At 73.1% G+C, this 16,430-nt stretch carries 15 protein-coding genes; 6 read left to right on the top strand and 9 right to left on the bottom strand.

Annotated elements, in window-relative coordinates; translation table 11 throughout:
* Positions 1-127 precede the first annotated feature (127 nt).
* Positions 128-1,531, top strand: a complete 1,404-nt coding sequence (locus ACZ6PY_RS03960; protein WP_466068956.1) for an NAD(P)H-quinone dehydrogenase — start codon at positions 128-130, stop codon at positions 1,529-1,531.
* On the opposite strand, the gene ACZ6PY_RS03965 is transcribed toward ACZ6PY_RS03960, so the two are convergent.
* From ACZ6PY_RS03965 to ACZ6PY_RS03975, 3 genes are all read right to left on the bottom strand, one after another.
* On the bottom strand, positions 1,509-2,192 hold the full coding sequence (locus ACZ6PY_RS03965; protein ID WP_466068958.1) for a DUF998 domain-containing protein: 684 nt from the start codon (positions 2,190-2,192) through the stop codon (positions 1,509-1,511). The genes ACZ6PY_RS03960 and ACZ6PY_RS03965 overlap by 23 nt on opposite strands.
* A gap of 72 nt (positions 2,193-2,264) precedes the next feature.
* Positions 2,265-2,444 carry a hypothetical protein gene (locus ACZ6PY_RS03970; protein ID WP_466068959.1) on the bottom strand — a complete coding sequence of 60 codons (180 nt, stop codon included), beginning with the start codon at positions 2,442-2,444 and terminating at the stop codon, positions 2,265-2,267.
* The gene (locus ACZ6PY_RS03975) at positions 2,441-3,112 is read right to left on the bottom strand and encodes a DedA family protein (RefSeq protein WP_466068961.1); all 672 of its coding nucleotides are present in this window, start codon (positions 3,110-3,112) and stop codon (positions 2,441-2,443) included. Before ACZ6PY_RS03975 ends, ACZ6PY_RS03970 begins: the two co-directional genes overlap by 4 nt.
* Before the next feature lie 508 nt (positions 3,113-3,620).
* Between ACZ6PY_RS03975 and thrS the strand changes: the two genes are divergently transcribed.
* Complete coding sequence (thrS, locus tag ACZ6PY_RS03980; RefSeq protein ID WP_466069400.1) at positions 3,621-4,853, top strand: threonine--tRNA ligase; 1,233 nt, start codon at positions 3,621-3,623, stop codon at positions 4,851-4,853.
* A 46-nt stretch (positions 4,854-4,899) separates the two neighbouring features.
* On the opposite strand, the gene ACZ6PY_RS03985 is transcribed toward thrS, so the two are convergent.
* From ACZ6PY_RS03985 to ACZ6PY_RS04000, 4 genes are all read right to left on the bottom strand, one after another.
* Positions 4,900-7,014, bottom strand: coding sequence for an ABC transporter ATP-binding protein (locus ACZ6PY_RS03985; RefSeq protein ID WP_466068962.1), 2,115 nt, complete (start codon positions 7,012-7,014; stop codon positions 4,900-4,902).
* Positions 7,011-8,744, bottom strand: coding sequence for an ABC transporter ATP-binding protein (locus tag ACZ6PY_RS03990; protein WP_466068964.1), 1,734 nt, complete (start codon positions 8,742-8,744; stop codon positions 7,011-7,013). The genes ACZ6PY_RS03985 and ACZ6PY_RS03990 overlap by 4 nt, the downstream gene beginning before the upstream one ends.
* The gene (locus tag ACZ6PY_RS03995; RefSeq protein ID WP_466069402.1) at positions 8,738-9,259 is read right to left on the bottom strand and encodes a MarR family winged helix-turn-helix transcriptional regulator; all 522 of its coding nucleotides are present in this window, start codon (positions 9,257-9,259) and stop codon (positions 8,738-8,740) included. Before ACZ6PY_RS03995 ends, ACZ6PY_RS03990 begins: the two co-directional genes overlap by 7 nt.
* Positions 9,260-9,390: 131 nt before the next feature.
* Entirely contained in the window at positions 9,391-9,834 is a 444-nt protein-coding gene (locus ACZ6PY_RS04000) for a DoxX family protein (RefSeq protein WP_466068966.1), read from the bottom strand.
* Positions 9,835-9,924: 90 nt separating this feature from the next.
* Here ACZ6PY_RS04000 and ACZ6PY_RS04005 point away from each other — a divergent pair, with 90 nt between their 5' ends.
* Positions 9,925-10,473, top strand: coding sequence for a TetR/AcrR family transcriptional regulator (locus ACZ6PY_RS04005; protein WP_466068968.1), 549 nt, complete (start codon positions 9,925-9,927; stop codon positions 10,471-10,473).
* A gap of 45 nt (positions 10,474-10,518) precedes the next feature.
* On the opposite strand, the gene ACZ6PY_RS04010 is transcribed toward ACZ6PY_RS04005, so the two are convergent.
* Together ACZ6PY_RS04010 and ACZ6PY_RS04015 are read right to left on the bottom strand one after the other, a co-directional pair.
* Positions 10,519-11,958, bottom strand: coding sequence for a GuaB1 family IMP dehydrogenase-related protein (locus ACZ6PY_RS04010; protein ID WP_466068970.1), 1,440 nt, complete (start codon positions 11,956-11,958; stop codon positions 10,519-10,521).
* Between the two features lie 82 nt (positions 11,959-12,040).
* Positions 12,041-13,792, bottom strand: a complete 1,752-nt coding sequence (locus ACZ6PY_RS04015; RefSeq protein WP_466068972.1) for an acetyl/propionyl/methylcrotonyl-CoA carboxylase subunit alpha — start codon at positions 13,790-13,792, stop codon at positions 12,041-12,043.
* Positions 13,793-13,923: 131 nt separating this feature from the next.
* On the opposite strand from ACZ6PY_RS04015, the gene ACZ6PY_RS04020 reads away from it, so the two are divergent.
* From ACZ6PY_RS04020 to ACZ6PY_RS04030, 3 genes are all read left to right on the top strand, one after another.
* Positions 13,924-14,523, top strand: a complete 600-nt coding sequence (locus tag ACZ6PY_RS04020) for a PadR family transcriptional regulator (protein WP_466069404.1) — start codon at positions 13,924-13,926, stop codon at positions 14,521-14,523.
* 121 nt (positions 14,524-14,644) lie between these two features.
* Complete coding sequence (locus ACZ6PY_RS04025; RefSeq protein WP_466068974.1) at positions 14,645-15,604, top strand: ATP-binding cassette domain-containing protein; 960 nt, start codon at positions 14,645-14,647, stop codon at positions 15,602-15,604.
* A gap of 17 nt (positions 15,605-15,621) precedes the next feature.
* Positions 15,622-16,377: an ABC transporter permease gene (locus ACZ6PY_RS04030; protein ID WP_262287345.1), complete on the top strand. Its 756-nt coding sequence runs from the start codon at positions 15,622-15,624 to the stop codon at positions 16,375-16,377.
* The last annotated feature ends 53 nt before the right edge of the window (positions 16,378-16,430 follow it).

Consider the following 16,430-nt stretch of genomic DNA (forward strand, 5'->3'; position numbering starts at 1 on the left):
ACGACGGTGCGTGTCGAGCGCGACGGGGAGAAGAAAGTCACTGTGAGCATTGATCGGGGGCGAGCGCGGTGAGCGCGAGGAGCGCAGCGGAGCGGAGCCCGGCAGTCGCGAACGAAAGGATGGCTCCGTGAGCCAGATCGTGATCATCGGCGGGGGGCCGGCCGGCTACGAGGCGGCGCTGGTCGCCGCCCAGCTGGACGCTGATGTCACCGTGGTCGAGGCGGAGGGGGCCGGCGGCGCCTGCGTGCTCTCCGACTGCGTGCCGTCCAAGACCTTCATCGCCAGCTCGGAGGTGGTCACCGGCTACCGCGACACCGAGGAGTTCGGGGTGCACTCCGACGGGTTGGAGGCCGTCACGGTCGACGCCCGGACCGTGCACGAGCGGGTCAAGCGGCTCGCTTTGGCCCAGTCCGCCGACATCCACACCAAGCTGGTCAAGGCCGGTGTCGAGTTCGTCGCCGGCACCGCCCGGCTCGGCGAGGACACCCTCGGTCACACCCACCGGGTGATCGTCACGCCGGCCGGCGGTGGCGAGGAGTACTCGATCGCCGCCACCACCGTGCTGATCGCCACCGGCGCCACCCCGCGCCAGCTCCCCACCGCCCTGCCCGACGGCGAGCGCATCCTGACCTGGCGCCAGGTGTACGACCTGCCCGAGCTGCCCGAGCATCTGATCGTGGTCGGCTCCGGCGTGACGGGCGCCGAGTTCGCCAGCGCCTACCTGGCCATGGGGGTCGACGTCACGCTGGTCTCCAGCCGCGACCGGGTCATGCCGCACGAGGACGCCGACGCCGCCTCCGCGATCGAGCGGGTGTTCCGCAACCGGGGCATGACCATCCTCAACAACTCACGGGCCGAGGCGGTCCGCCGCATCGGCGACGGCGTCGAGGTGGTGCTCGCCGACGGCCGGGTGGTCGCCGGTTCGCACGCGCTGATCGCGGTCGGCTCGATCCCCAACACCGGCGACCTGGGCCTCGCCGAGTACGGCGTCGAGCTGGCCCGGGGCGGCTACGTCACGGTCGACCGGGTCTCCCGGACCAACGTTCCCGGCATCTACGCGGCCGGTGACTGCACGGGGGTGCTGCCGCTGGCCAGCGTCGCCGCCATGCAGGGCCGGATCGCCATGTGGCACGCGCTCGGCGAGGCGGTCCGGCCGCTGCGGCTGCGCACCGTCGCGGCGAACGTCTTCACCGACCCGGAGCTGGCCACCGTCGGCGTCTCGCAGGACGAGGTCGACGCCGGAAAGGTCCCGGCCCGCCAGGTGATGCTGCCGCTCTCCGGCAACGCCCGGGCGAAGATGGCCGACCTGGCCGACGGCTTCGTGAAGCTCTTCTGCCGGCCGGCCAGCGGCCAGGTGATCGGCGGTGTGGTGGTGGCGCCCAAGGCCAGCGAGCTGATCCTGCCGATCACCATGGCGGTGGAGAACAACCTCACGGTCAACGAGCTGGCCCAGACCATCACCATCTACCCGAGCCTGTCCGGCTCGATCACCGAGGCGGCGCGCCAGCTCATGCTCCACGAGCTGGAGTGAGCTCGCGCTCTCGCGCCGGCACCGCCAGCTCGGCGAGGTGGGGGTGTTCCCGGAGTCGGGACGCCCCCACCTCGCCGTTCCCGCGGCGGAGCAGGGTGCCGGCGACCACCGCGAGCAGGGCGACCTCGGCGAGGATGAGCAGGCGCTCGGCGAGGCCGATCAGCACCCGGTCGCCGGGGTAGGCGGACCAGATCATGGCCGCGGCCAGCACCAGGCTGGTCACGGTGAGCCCGCGCAGCCAGCCGCCGGCGCGCCCGCCGAGCCGCGGGGCGAGCAGCCAGCCGGCGACGGGCAGCGCCAGGAAGGCCACCACCGAGGCGTACCGGTGCACGTAGGCGGCGGCGTCCATGGGCAGGCCGGGCTCGTTGGTGGGCACCACGGCGGCGGCCAGCAGGCCGGCCGACCAGGCCACCAGCAGCGCCCCCGCGAACCGGCCCGCGCCGGCCCGGCGCAGCGCCGGCAGGAGGACGAGCGTGGCCGCCGCGAGCACCGCCATGGCCGTGTCGATGACGCCGCCCCGGTCCGAGACGGCGAAGTCGCTGACGGTCAGCGACCAGGGATTCAGGTTGTCGTTCACCTCGAGGTGACCGAGGACGGCGAGCACCGCCGCCAGGACGATCCCGCCGAGGGCCAGCAGACCACTGCTCCGGGTTCCAGGCATGCCTCAGCCTGTCGCCGGAACCGCCCGAAACGGATCCGGGACCACCACCCACTTCGATCCGGGGGTCGCCCCCTACCGGTTGTCCGGGGTGGCCGGCTGCTCGCGGACCTCGGCGGGCTGCTCACCGCCGGCCGAGGCGAGCATCTGCTCCCGCAGCTGGGCACGCCGAGCCACGCGATCGGGCTCGTCCCAGGTGGGGTCGACGTTCGTGGCCCTGGCTCCGGCGTCGGGCGGGTTCACTTCGTGGGTCATGGCTGGTCTTCCTTCAGGCCGATGAGGGGTTCCGGGAGTCGCGCGTCCGCCAGGGGGATGGCCGTCGCCTCGCCGGCCGCGCGGGAGTGGCGGGCGCTGATCACCGTCATGGCCCAGCCCGCCGCCGCGAACCCGGCCGCCGCGGCGCCGCCGATCAGCAGCAGCCGCCACGCCGACTCGGTCAGCGCGGCCCCGCCGAGGTGGCCGACAAGCGTCCCGTACGCGGCCCAGCAGATGGCCGCGGCGGCCTCGTAGAGGACGAAGAGGCGGTAGGGGTAGCGGCTGCGGCCGGCCGAGAAGCAGGCCGCCATCCGGCCCCCGGGCACGAACCGGCAGAGCAGGATCACCAGTGGTCCCGGTTCGCGCAGCCCACGGGTGACCCGGGCGGCGGCCCGCCGGGCCCGTCCCGGGGTGGCGTGTCGTGGCGCGCGGCGGGTCGGGGCGGTCCGCCCCAGCAGGTAGCAGGCGAGATCGCCGGCGAAGACGCCGAGCGCGCCGACCGCGATGGTCAGCGGCAGGCTGAGCCCGCCGTACACGGTCAGTGCCCCGCTGGTGATCATGACGACCTGGGTCGGCACCACCGGCACGAAGGCGTCGGCGACCAGCAGGGTGAGCAGTAGCGCGTACGCCCAGGTGGGCGACGCGACATCAGAGATGAGTTCGGCCACGACCGCCACCTCGCCGGAGTTCCCCGTCAGACCGCACCGAGCCTGACGGCGTGTCCCGCGTCACCGGGAGCGGCCCTGCCCGGCGGTGACGGCCGACACCCGCAGGCCACCGGTATTCGACGGTGTGGCGCCGCCGGATGTGACCGGCCGCCGCGGCCTCGCCGAGCGCCGGGGCGGGCGGCGGATCGCCGATCCCCGGCGTACCGTTGGCGGCGCGCGGCTCCGGAGGCGTCGGGTCCCCCGTTCCCGACGGCCGGGCCGCCGCGGGTCGCCGGCAGGTCCCGTGCCGGCGACCCGCCCCCGCCGCACCGGATCCGGGTGCGTCGCGAAATCGAGGTGCGTCCGCCGCGTCGCCGCGCGTACCGTCGCCGCATGCGTAGCGCGGTGCTGACCACGACGCCGGGTATCCCCGGCGCGCCGCACTGACGTTTCCGTCGACGAGGCCCCGGGGCGATCCGCTCCGGGGCCTCGCGGCGTTCCGGGTCAGCTCGCCTCCGGGTCGTACCCGATCAAGGAGAGCGACATGATCGACCACCGCAGGCTCGGCCGGGACCTGGAGCTGTTCGTCTCGGACCCGCTGGCCGGCGCCGGGCTGCCGATCTGGCTGCCGGCCGGCGCCGCCGCCCGGCACGCCGTCGAGGAGTACGTGCGGGAGTTGGAGCGCCGGGCCGGCTACCGGCACGTCTACTCGCCGCCGCTGGGCAAGCGGGAGCTGTTCGAGCTGTCGGGCCACCTCGGCTACTTCGCCGACGACATGTTCCCGCCCATGCGGCTGAGCGCCGACGACGAGTTCGTGCTGCGCCCCGCGCTCTGCCCGCACCATGCGCTGGTGTTCCGCGCCCGGGGTCGCTCCTACCGGGAGCTGCCGCTGCGGGTCGCGGAGATCGGCGGGATGTACCGGGCGGAGCGCTCGGGCGTGCTGGGCGGGCTGTCCCGGGTGCGCGCCATCTCGCTCAACGACGCGCACAACTTCTGCGCGCTGGAGCAGGTCGGCGACGAGGTGCGCGAGATCCTGCGGCTGATCCGCGAGGCGCACGCCGCGCTGGGCGTCCGGCCGGCCGGGTTCCGGCTGTCGCTGCGCGGGCCGGGGGAGAGGTACGTGGGGGACGACGCCGACTGGGCGCGGGCCGAGGAGCTCCTCCGCGCCGCGCTCGACGGGGTGGACTACCACGAGGGCCCCGGCGAGGCCGCCTTCTACGGCCCGAAGATCGACATCCAGATCGTCGACGCGGCCGGCCGGGAGTCGACCATCTCCACCATTCAGCTCGACTTCGACAAGCCGGAGCGGTTCGACCTGTCGTACACCGACGCGGACGGGCGCCGGAAGCGACCGGTCATGGTGCACCGGAGCCTGGTCGGCAGCATGGAGCGGCTGTTCGCGTACCTCATCGAGGTGCACGCGGGCGCCTTCCCGGCCTGGTACGCCCCGGTGCAGCTGGTGCTGCTCCCGGTCGACGGCGGGCAGGCCGACGCGGCCGTCGAGCTGGCCGGCCGGGCCGAGGCGGCCGGGCTGCGGGCCGAGGTCGACCTGGCCGGCTCGCTGGGGTCCCGGATCCGCGACGCGGCCCGCCGCCGGGTCCCGTACCTCGGGGTGATCGGCCCCCGGGAGGCGGCCGGGGGCGGGGTCTCGCTGCGTCTGCGCGACGGACGGGGGCTCGACCCGATGCCGGTGGCCGACGCGCTGGCGCTGGTCGCCGGCGTGGTGGCCGCCCGCTCGGCCGACCTGCTCCCGCCGGCCTGACGGCACCCGGCCCGCTCCGGCCGGGTCGCCCCTCGTGGCGTCCACGTCAGCGCCCGGCCGGCGCGGCGGCCGGCTTCCCGGGCGGTCCGCCAGGTCCGCCGGACCCGCCGGGCGGTCCGCCGGGCCGTCCGGGCGGCCCGCCGACCGGCAGCGGCGCGGCGGCCTCCTCCTCGACCACCGCCGCGGTGAACTGCGACCGGTAGAGCTCGGCGTAGGCGCCGTTCGCGGCGACCAGTTCGTCGTGCGTGCCCTGCTCGACGATCCGGCCCTGGTCCATCATGAGGATCAGGTCGGCGTCGCGGATGGTGGACAGCCGGTGCGCGATGACGAAGCTGGTCCGCTCGGTGCGCAGCGCCGCCATGGCCCGCTGGAGCAGCACCTCGGTGCGGGTGTCGACCGAGCTGGTCGCCTCGTCGAGGATGAGCAGCGACGGTTCGGCGAGGAACGCCCGGGCGATGGTGATGAGCTGCTTCTCACCGGCGCTGACGTTGCTGCCCTCCTCGTCGATCACCGTGTCGTAGCCGTCGGGCAGGCTGCGCACGAACCGGTCCACGAAGGTGGCCCGGGCCGCGGCCAGGATCTCCTCCTCGGTGGCGGTCGGCCGCCCGTACGCGATGTTGTCCCGGATGGTGCCGCCGAAGAGCCAGGTGTCCTGGAGCACCATGCCGATCCGGCCGCGCAGCTCGTCGCGGCGCAACGAGCTGATGTCCACCCCGTCCAGCGTGATCCGGCCGGCGTCCAGCTCGTAGAAGCGCATGATCAGGTTGACCAGGGTGGTCTTGCCGGCGCCGGTCGGGCCGACGATGGCCACCGTGTGCCCGGGCTCGGCCACCAGCGAGAGGTCGTCGATCAGCGGCTTGTCCGGGTCGTAGCGGAAGCTGACGTGCTCGAACTCGACCCGGCCGGTGACCCGGGGCGGCGCGGGCCGGTCCGGGGCCTGCTCCTCGGCGTCGAGTACCTCGAACACGCGCTCGGCCGAGGCCACCCCGGACTGGAGCAGGTTGGCCATCGAGGCGATCTGGGTGAGCGGCTGGGTGAACTGCCGCGAGTACTGGATGAACGCCTGCACGTCGCCCAGGCTCATCGACCCGGAGGCCACCCGGAGCCCGCCGACCACGGCGATCGCGACGTAGCTGAGGTTCCCCACGAACATCATCGCCGGCATGATGATCCCGGAGATGAACTGGGCCCCGAAGCTGGCGCGGAACAGCTCCTCGTTCTTGGCCGCGAAGGCGGCCTGCACCTCGCGCTGCCGGCCGAAGACCTTGACCAGCTCGTGGCCGGTGTACGTCTCCTCGATGAGGCCGTTCAGCTCACCGGTGTGCCGCCACTGCGCGATGAACCGGCGTTGCGACCGCTTGGCGATCTGCTGGGTGACGACCACCGACAGCGGCACCGCCACCAGGGCGACGAGGGCCAGCAGCGGCGAGATCCACACCATCATGGCCAGCACGCCGACCACGGTGAGCAGCGCGCTGAGCAGTTGGCTGAGCGTCTGCGACAGGGTCTGCGAGATGTTGTCGATGTCGTTGGTGACCCGGCTCAGCAGCTCGCCCCGGGGCTGCTTGTCGAAGTAGGGCAGCGGCAGTCGGTTGAGCTTCTCCTCCACGTCGGCGCGCAGCCGCAGGACGGTGCGCTGCACCACCCCGTTGAGCAGCCAGCCCTGCCACCACATCAGCAGGCTGGCGCCCAGGTAGAGGGCGAGCGCCAGGGTGATGGTGCGGCCCAGCGCCGTGAAGTCGATGCCCGCGCCGGGCACGATGTCCATCCGGGCCAGCATGTCGGCGAAGTTGTCGTTGCCGGCGGCCCGGGCCGCCGCCACCGCCTGCTCCTGGGTGGTGCCGGCGGGGATCTGCCGGCCCACCACTCCCGCGAAGATGAGGTCGGTGGCGTGCCCGAGGATCTTCGGCCCGATCACGCTCGCCCCGACGCTGGCCACCGCCAGGGTGATGATGGCGGCAAGCGAGAACCGGTGCGGCCGAAGGCGGCCCAGCAGCCGGCGGGCGGACGGCCCGAAGTTCATCGACTTCTCCGCCGGCATGGCGGCGCCCATCCACGGCGGCCCGCCGCCGCCGCGCCGCCCGGCCGCGGGCAGCCGCTGCGGCGGCGCCGCGTCGGCCTTCGCCCCCGGCGACGGCTTCTGCCCCGGTACGCCGCTCATGCGGTCACCTCCGCGGTCTGCTGGGACGCCACGATCTCGGCGTACGTCGGGCAGGTCACCAGCAGGTCGTCATGTCGTCCCATTCCGACGACGCCCCCGTCCTCGAGCACGATGATCTGATCGGCGTCGATGATCGTGGAGACCCGCTGCGCCACGATCACCACCACCGCGTCCGCGGTGACCGGCTTCAGCGCGGCCCGCAGCCGGGCGTCCGTGCCGAGGTCGAGCGCGGAGAAGGAATCGTCGAACAGGTAGATCTCCGGCTGGCGGACCAGCGCGCGGGCGATCGCGAGGCGTTGCCGCTGGCCGCCGGAGACGTTCGTGCCGCCCTGCGCGATCGGCGCCTCCAGGCCACCCGGCATCTCCGCCACGAAGTCCCGGGCCTGGGCGATCTCCAGCGCCGCCCACAGCTCGGCGTCTGTCGCGTCCGGGTTGCCGTAGCGGAGGTTGCTGGCGACGGTGCCGGTGAACAGGTACGGCCGCTGCGGCACCAGCCCGATGCGGCGCCACACCTCGTCGGGTTCCAGCAGCCGCACGTCCACGCCGTCGACCAGCACGGCGCCGGCGGTCGGGTCGACCAGCCGGGGGATCAGGGTGAGCAGGGTCGTCTTGCCGGCGCCCGTGGAGCCGATGATGGCGGTGGTCCGGCCGGGGCTGGCCCGGAACGAGATGTCGTGCAGCACCGGCGCGCTCGCCCCGGGGTACTGGAAGGAGACCCGGCGGAACTCCAGCTCCGCGCGGCGGGTCATCGCGATCATCGGCTCGACCGGCGGCACCACCGACGAGTCGGTGTCCAGCACCTCGACGATCCGCTCGGCGCAGACCGCCGCGCGGGGCACCATCATGAGCATGAAGGTCGCCATCATGACCGCCATGAGGATCTGCATCAGGTACTGCAGGAAGGCGGTGAGCGCGCCGACCTGGATCTGACCGGAGTCCACCCGTTCGGCGCCGAACCAGAGCACTGCGACGCTGGAGACGTTGAGGACCAGCATGACGACCGGGAAGATCAGCGCCTGGAGCCGGCCGATCCGCAGGGCGGTCGCGGTCAGGTCGGTGTTCGCCACCCGGAAGCGTTCGGTCTCGTACGGCTCGCGGACGAAGGCCCGGACCACCCGGATGCCGGTGATCTGTTCGCGCAGCACGCGGTTGACCGTGTCGATCCGGGTCTGCATGAGCCGGAAGCCCGGCACCATCCGCCGGGTGATCAGGCCGAGCGTGACCGCCAGGACCGGCACGCAGACCAGCATCAGCCAGGAGAGCCCCACATCCTCCTGGAGCGCCATCACCACGCCGCCGACGCTCATGATCGGCGCGGCGACCAGCATGGTGCAGCTCATCAACACCAGCATCTGCACCTGCTGGACGTCGTTGGTGTTCCGGGTGATCAGCGAGGGCGCCCCGAACCGGGCCACCTCGCGGGCCGAGAAGCTGTTGACGTGCGCGAAGATGCCGGCCCGGACGTCCCGGCCGAAGCCCATCGCGGTCTTCGCGCCCAGGTAGACGGCGATGATCGAGCAGGCGATCTGGAGCAGGCTGACGAGCAGCATCCAGCCGCCCGTACGCATGATCTGGTCGGTGTCGCCGACGGCCACGCCCCGGTCGATGATGTCGGCGTTGAGGCTCGGCAGGTAGAGCGACGCCATCGTGCCGACGAACTGGAAGGCCACCACCGCGGCCAGCAACCGCCGGTACGGGCGCAGGTGGGTACGGAGCAGGCGGATCAGCACGGACGGCTCCCCGTTGGGTCTTCGGTGTGGGACTCGCTGTTCCGGTTCAACCGGCGAAGGTCCCCGTCGGACATGCTCGTGATGATTTCCGTGAGGAACTCCCGGATCACGGCCTGCTTCGCGGGGTCCGCGTCGACCGAGGTCAGCGGCCGGTTGCTGTGGATCAGGTCGATGATGGCGAGGGCGTGCTCCCGACCCTTGTCGGTCAGGCTGAGCTGCACGCTGCGCCGGTCGTGGGGGTCCCGCCGCCGGGCCACGAAGCCGTCGCGCTCCAGGGTGTCGACGATGCCGGTGAGGGTGGCCGGCCGGACGAAGCACCGCTCGGCCATCTCCCGGTGGGTGCTGTCGCCGGCCCGCAGCAGGACGAGCAGCACCCGCATGCCGGCGGAGGTGAGCCCGTGGTGTTCGGCGAGGTAGCGACCCCAGTGCTGCTCCACGATGTGCCCGGCGATCGAGATGAGCCGGCCGAGCGGCGCGTGCTGGAGGGCGTCGGGGAAGCGGACGAGCGGTCCCATGTTCACGGGCATGAGGTTAGCCCCCGGACCGTCAGGCCCCAAACTATTTTCGGGAGACATCACTCTCCCGCGCGATCCGGGCGGCCGTCCGCCGACCGCAGGACGGACGGTCGCCCGGATCCCGGCTCCGGTCAGCCGCCGAACACCACCGCCAGGGCGGCGGCGACGAAGACGACCTGGAGCACCGCGCGGGCGCCGAGTGGGGTCACGGGGCGGCCGGCGAGCGTGAGCCCGCGACGAGCCGCCGAGACGTTGGCCGGGAACATGGCCAGCATCAGCAGCGCCAGGCCGGCGGCCGCCGCCCGCGCGCTGGCGGGCAGCAGCAGCCCGAGCGCCCCGGCCAGTTCGAGCACCCCGGTCAGGGTGACCAGCCGGTCCGGCCGGGGCAGCGACGGCGGCACCATGGCGACCAGGTCGGCGCGACGGGACAGGAAGTGCGCCGAGCCGGTCAGCACGAACATCAGCGCGAGGCCGACCCGCAGGGCGGGGTGCCAGCCGTCGAGGGCGGCCACGCCGAGCACGCCGGCAATCCGGGCCGCTGCGGTGCCGCCGAGCAGGGCGATCAGGGGTGCCATGGGTCATGCCTCCCGGAAGGGGCCAACTTGTCGATGACAAGACTGCGTCGCGAGAGGCTATCTTGTCAATGGCAAGTTAGAGTGGTGTGCATGACCCAGTCCCGCGCGTACCACCACGGCGACCTGCGCCGCGCCCTGCTCGACGCGGCGGTGGAGGTGATGGCCGAGTCCGGCCCGGCCGCGCTGAGCCTCCGCGACCTGGCCCGGCGGGCCGGCGTCTCGCACGCCGCACCCGCCCACCACTTCGGCGACAAGGCCGGGCTGCTCACCGCGCTCGCCGCCCAGGGCTTCGAGCTGCTGGCCGAGGCGCTGCGCGACGCCGGCGACGAACTCGTCGACACCGGGGTGGCGTACGTGGGGTTCGCGGTCCGGCACCGGGCGCACTTCGATGTGATGTTCCGCCCCGACCTCTACCGCGCCGACGACCCGGCGGTGGTGGCCGCCCGGACCCGGGCCGGCGAGCTGCTGCGCACCGGCGTGGCCCGGCGCACCGGGCGGGGGCCGGACGTCGACGCCCTCGCGGCCTGGTCGATCGTGCACGGCTTCGCCACGCTCTGGCTCTCCGGCGCCCTGCCGCCCCGCGTCGGCCCCGACCCGGAGGCCGCCGCCCGCACCGTGATCGGCCGGCTCTTCCCCTGACGGCCGGGTCCCCACGCCGCGCGGCGAGGAGGCCCGGCCGCCGCGTCACCAGCTCGTCGGCAGCGGCATGCCCTCGGTGTAGCCGGCGGTGCTCTGCACGCCGACCAGCGCCCGCTCGTGGAACTCCTCCAGGCTGCGCGCGCCCGCGTAGGTGAACGCGCTGCGCACCCCGGAGATGATCTCGTCGATCAGGTCCTCGACGCCCGGCCGCGTCGGGTCCAGGTACATCCGGGCCGAGGAGATGCCCTCCTCGAAGATCGCCTTCCGGGCCCGGTCGAACGCGCTGTCCTCGGCGGTCCGGGCGCTCACCGCGCGGGCCGAGGCCATGCCGAAGCTCTCCTTGTAGCGCCGGCCGTCGGCATCGGTGTAGAGGTCGCCGGGGGACTCGTAGGTGCCGGCGAACCAGGAGCCGATCATGACGTTCGAGGCGCCCGCCGCGAGCGCCAGCGCCACGTCCCGCGGGTGGCGTACGCCGCCGTCGGCCCACACGTGCCGGCCCAGCGAGCGGGCCGCCGCGGCACAGTCGAGCACCGCGGAGAACTGCGGGCGGCCCACGCCGGTCATCATCCGGGTGGTGCACATGGCGCCCGGCCCGACGCCGACCTTGATGATGTCGGCGCCCGCCTCGACGAGGTCGCGTACGCCGTCCGCGGTGACCACGTTGCCCGCCGCCACCGGAACCCCGGGGTCGAGCTTGCGGACCGCCCGCAGCGCCGAGATCATCCGCTCCTGGTGCCCGTGCGCGGTGTCCACCACGAGGGTGTCCACCCCGGCCTCCAGCAGGGCGGCCGCCTTGCCGGTCACGTCGCCGTTGATGCCGACCGCGGCGGCGACGCGCAGCCGGCCCCGGTCGTCCACGGCCGGCTTGTAGAGCGTGGCGCGCAGCGCGCCCGACCGGGTCAGCACCCCGATCAGGCGACCCTCCGCGTCCACCACCGGGGCGAGCCGCCGCCGGCCCGCCGAGAGCAGGTCGAAGCCGGTACGCGGGTCCGCGTCCGCCGGCACGGTGTGCAGCTCGGTCGACATCACGTGCCGGAGCTGGGCGAAGCGGTCCACCCCGACCGTGTCCGCCTCGGTGACCACGCCGAGCGGGCGGCCGGCCTCGTCCACCACGATCACCGCCCCGTGCGACCGCTTCGGCAGCAGGTGGATGGCGTCGCCCACGGTGTCCGTGGGGCCGAGCGTGATGGGGGTGTCGTGCACCAGGTGCCGCTGCTTGACCCAGGCGACGACGTTCGCCACCACCTCGATCGGGATGTCCTGCGGGATCACCGCGACGGCCCCGCGCCGGGCCACCGTCTCGGCCATCCGCCGGCCGGCCACCGCGGTCATGTTCGACACGACCAGCGGGATGGTGGTGCCGGTGCCGTCGGCCGAGGCGAGGTCGACGTCCAGCCGGGAGCCCACCTCGGAACGGTTGGGCGCCATGAAGACGTCGTTGTAGGTCAGGTCGTGCGCGGGGACCGCGCCATGAAGGAACCGCACCCGGCCATCATTCCTGCTCGCGGCCGGTCCCGCCGCCGCTGGTGGCCCAAACCACCCCCGACCGGCGGGACCGCCGCGGACGTCAGGAGATGGTGCAGATGGCGGCGCCGGCGGTGATCACCGCGCCGACCTCGGCGGACAGGCCGCTGACTGTGCCGGCCTTGTGGGCGTGCAGCGGCTGCTCCATCTTCATCGCCTCCAGGACCACCACGAGGTCGCCCTCGGCGACGGTGTCCCCGTCCGCCACGGCGATCTTGACGATGGTGCCCTGCATGGGCGAGGTGAGCGCGTCGCCGCCGACCGCCGCGCCGGCCTTGGCGCCGCCGCCCCGGCGGGCCGGCTTCTTCCCGGCGGGCGCGGCGACCGCCGTACCCGCGCCGAGACCGGCCGGGAGGGTGACCTCCAGCCGCTTGCCGCCCACCTCGACCACGACGGTCTCGCGCTCGGCCGGGCCCTCGACGGCGCCGGCGGGGGCGGTGAAGGCCGGGACGGTGTTGTTCCACCCGGTCTCGATCCACCGGGTGTGCACGGTGAACGGCTCGGCGGTGAACGCCTCGTCGCGGACCACCAGGCGGTGGAAGGGCAGCGCGGTGGCCATGCCCTCGACCACCATCTCGTCCAGCGCGCGGCGGGCCCGCTCCAGCGCCTCGGTGCGGGTCTCGCCGACGATGATCACCTTGGCCAGCAGCGAGTCGAAGTTGCCGCCGATCACGTCGCCGGCCGAGATGCCGGTGTCCACCCGGACGCCCGGGCCGGTGGGCAGCCGCAGCGCCGTGATGGTGCCCGGGGCGGGCAGGAAGTTGCGGCCCGGGTCCTCGCCGTTGATCCGGAACTCGATCGCGTGCCCGCGCGGCGTCGGGTCCTCGGTGAAGCGCAGCTTCTCGCCGTCGGCGATGCGGAACTGCTCGCGGACCAGGTCGATGCCGGCCGTCTCCTCGGTCACCGGGTGCTCCACCTGGAGCCGGGTGTTGACCTCCAGGAAGGAGATGGTGCCGTCCGCGCCGACCAGGTATTCCACCGTGCCGGCGCCGTGGTAGCCGGCCTCCCGGCAGATCGCCTTGGCGCTGTCGTGGATCTGCCGGCGCTGGGCCTCGGTGAGGAACGGCGCCGGGGCCTCCTCGACCAGCTTCTGGTGCCGGCGCTGGAGCGAGCAGTCGCGGGTGCCCACCACGATCACGTTGCCGTGCTGGTCGGCCAGGACCTGCGCCTCGACGTGGCGGGGCTGGTCCAGGTAGCGCTCGACGAAGCACTCGCCCCGGCCGAACGCGGCGACCGCCTCGCGGGTGGCCGACTCGAACAGGTGCGGGATCTCCTCCATGGTGCGGGCCACCTTGAGGCCGCGCCCGCCGCCGCCGAAGGCCGCCTTGATGGCGACCGGCAGGCCGTGGTCGACGGCGAAGGCCATCACCTCGTCGGCGTTGCCCACCGGGTCCGGGGTGCCGGGGACCAGGGGCGCGCCGGCCCGCTGGGCGATGTGCCGGGCGGTCACCTTGTCGCCGAGGTCGCGGATCGCCTGCGGGGTGGGGCCGATCCAGGTCAGCCCGGCGTCGATGACGGCCTGGGCGAAGTCGGCGTTCTCGGAGAGGAAGCCGTAGCCGGGGTGCACCGCGTCGGCGCCCGCCCTGGCGGCCACGTCGATGAGCTTGTCGATGCGCAGGTAGCTGTCGGCCGCCGTGTCGCCGCCCAGCGCGTACGCCTCGTCGGCGAGGGTGGCGTGCAGGGCGTCCCGATCGGAGTCCGCGTAGACGGCGACGCTCGCCAGGCCGGCGTCGCGGCAGGCGCGGATGACGCGGACGGCGATCTCGCCGCGGTTGGCGATGAGTACCTTGCGCACCTTGGTGGCTCCTCCCGAGGTCGTTGCCGGGAGTGTATCGGCCGGGGATTCGGCCCTAACGATCGCTCAGTGTGGGATGCCGCACTGTAGTCAAATTTGGCTATTACGCTTGTCGGGTGTCGGCAACGCGGATGATGATTCTGGGCCTGGTGCGGTGGATGCAGCCGGTGCACGGCTACGACGTACGCCGTGAGCTGCTGAGCTGGAGCGCGGACAAGTGGGCCAACGTGCAGCCCGGTTCGATCTACCACGCCCTGCGCAAGCTCACCGACGAGGGGCTGCTCCGGACCGTCTCCGTCGAGCAGGTCGGCGCCCGTCCCGCCCGCACCACCTACGAGGTGACGCCGAAGGGGGACGAGGAGTTCGAGACCCTGCTGCGGGCGCAGTGGTGGCAGCTCAACGAGCCGCCGGACCCGTTCGTGGCGGCGTTCTCGTTCCTGCCGGCCATGCCGCGCGACGAGGCCGCGGCGGCGCTGCGCAACCGGGCGAACCTGATCCGCGCCGGCGTCGAGTCGATGCGCGCCTCGCTGGACTCGGACTGGGTGCGCACCCGCAAGCCGGTGCACGTCGGCTGGATGTTCGAGCTCTGGCTGGCGCGGGCCGAGGCCGACATGGCCTGGTGCGAGCGGATCGCCGAGCGGATCGAGTCCGGAGTGTCGTACCTGCCTGCTGGGCTGGAGCAGGCCGAGGGATGGTCGGGCTGGACTGGCGGCGCTCCCAACGCGGAATAATCAACGTTGACCACAAGAGTTATATCGCGTTAGTCTCTGCGCGAGCCGTGGGGAAGCCGTGCGTCCTCCTCGCGGACCATCGGCGGCCGGCCGCGTCCGGCCCGGAGGACCAGGAGCAGACATGATCGAGACCAGGGGGCTGCGGAAGTCGTTCCGCTCCCGCGCGGGTCGCGAGACGAAGACCGTGGACGCGGTCCGTGGCGTCAACCTCGAGGTGGCCGAGGGGGAGATCTTCGGCTTCCTCGGCCCCAACGGCGCCGGCAAGACGACCACCCTGCGGATGCTCGCCACCCTCATCGAGCCGGACGGCGGCGAGGCGACCATCGCCGGCGCCGACCTGCGCAAGGACCCGGCCGAGGTGCGCCGGCGCATCGGCTACGTGGCCCAGGGCGGCAGCACGTGGGACGAGTCCACCGCCCGCGAGGAGCTGGTGCTGCACGCCCGGCTCTACGGCATCGGCAAGGCCGAGGCGAACCGCCGCGCCACCCGCGCGCTGGACGCCTTCCAGCTCAGCGAGTACGCCGACCGCAAGTGCAAGACCTACTCCGGCGGCCAGCGCCGGCGGGTCGAGATCGCGCTCGGCATCATCCACGAGCCGAAGATCGTGTTCCTGGACGAGCCGACCACCGGCCTCGACCCGCAGAGCCGGGCGCACATGTGGGACGAGATCCGCCGGCTGCGCACCGAGGGCATGACCGTCTTCATCACCACGCACTACCTCGACGAGGCGGACGCGCTCTGCGACCGGATCGCGATCATGGATCACGGCGAGGTGGTCGCGGAGGGCACCCCGGCCGAGCTGAAGCGCGAGATCTCCGGCGAGGTGGTGCTGGTCGGCCTCGACGCCGCCACCACGCCACAGGCCGCCGAACTGCTCGACACCGAGGCGTACGTCGGCAAGCTGGAGACCGCCGACGAGGGCGGCCTGCGCCTCTACGTCGACGACGGCGCCACCGCCATCCCGCAGGTGCTGCGCCGCCTCGACCACGCCGGGCTGGAGCTGCGCTCGATCGAGCTGCACCGCCCCAGCCTCGACGACGTCTTCCTCACCAAGACCGGCCGCTCGCTGCGCGAGTCCTGAGCATCGGGAGCACTGTCATGAAACTCGCCCGCGACACCTGGCTGATCTTCCAGCGCCAGATCCAGCTGCTGCTGCGCAACCCCGTGTGGGTCTTCGTCGGCGTCTTCCAGCCGGTGATGTACCTGCTTCTCTTCGCCCCGCTGCTCAAGCCCGCGCTGCGGGTGTCGACACAGGCCGAGGCGTACAAGATCTTCGTCCCCGGCCTGCTCGTGCTGCTGGCCATCTTCGGCGGCCTGTTCCAGGGCTTCGGCCTCATCGCCGAGCTGCGCGCCGGGGTCATCGAGCGGTCCCGGGTCACCCCGGTCAGCCGGCTCGCCCTGCTGCTCGGCCGCTCGCTGCGGGACGTGGTCTCGCTGATCGCGCAGGCGATCATCATCACCCTGCTGGCGCTCCTGTTCGACCTGCGCGTCTTCATCGGCTACCTGCTGCTCGCGTACCTGATGCTGGCCCTCATCGCCCTGATGACCTCGGCCGTCTCCTACGGCGTCGCGCTCAAGGTCAAGAGCGAGGACGCGCTCGCCCCGCTGATGAACACCGTCGCCCAGCCGGTGCTGCTGCTCTCCGGCATCCTGCTGCCGCTCATGTACGCCCCCGGCTGGCTCCAGGGCGTCGCCGACTGGAACCCGTTCTCCTGGGCGGTCGACGGCACCCGGGCGCTCTTCGCCGGTGACCTGGCCAACGACAAGGTCTGGCAGGGGTTGACGATCATCGCGGTGCTCGCCGTCGCCGGCGTGGTCTGGGCCGCGCGGCAGTTCGCCCGCAGCGTCCGCTGACCCGACGAGAGCTGCCTCTCAACCAGGGCGGGGCGCCGGCCGTGCGCAAGTAC

The sequence above is a fragment of the Micromonospora sp. NPDC048907 genome (assembly GCF_055586885.1).

What these genes read in the sequence shown, in the direction of transcription:
- ACZ6PY_RS03985 (WP_466068962.1), bottom strand. Translation starts at nt 7,014, where the DNA reads ATGAGCGGCGTACCGGGGCAGAAGCCGTCGCCGGGGGCGAAGGCCGAC.
- ACZ6PY_RS04005 (WP_466068968.1), top strand. Translation starts at nt 9,925, where the DNA reads ATGACCCAGTCCCGCGCGTACCACCACGGCGACCTGCGCCGCGCCCTG.
- ACZ6PY_RS03970 (WP_466068959.1), bottom strand. Translation starts at nt 2,444, where the DNA reads ATGACCCACGAAGTGAACCCGCCCGACGCCGGAGCCAGGGCCACGAAC.
- ACZ6PY_RS03965 (WP_466068958.1), bottom strand. Translation starts at nt 2,192, where the DNA reads ATGCCTGGAACCCGGAGCAGTGGTCTGCTGGCCCTCGGCGGGATCGTC.
- ACZ6PY_RS04000 (WP_466068966.1), bottom strand. Translation starts at nt 9,834, where the DNA reads ATGGCACCCCTGATCGCCCTGCTCGGCGGCACCGCAGCGGCCCGGATT.
- ACZ6PY_RS04020 (WP_466069404.1), top strand. Translation starts at nt 13,924, where the DNA reads ATGATGATTCTGGGCCTGGTGCGGTGGATGCAGCCGGTGCACGGCTAC.
- ACZ6PY_RS04030 (WP_262287345.1), top strand. Translation starts at nt 15,622, where the DNA reads ATGAAACTCGCCCGCGACACCTGGCTGATCTTCCAGCGCCAGATCCAG.
- ACZ6PY_RS04025 (WP_466068974.1), top strand. Translation starts at nt 14,645, where the DNA reads ATGATCGAGACCAGGGGGCTGCGGAAGTCGTTCCGCTCCCGCGCGGGT.
- ACZ6PY_RS03995 (WP_466069402.1), bottom strand. Translation starts at nt 9,259, where the DNA reads ATGGGACCGCTCGTCCGCTTCCCCGACGCCCTCCAGCACGCGCCGCTC.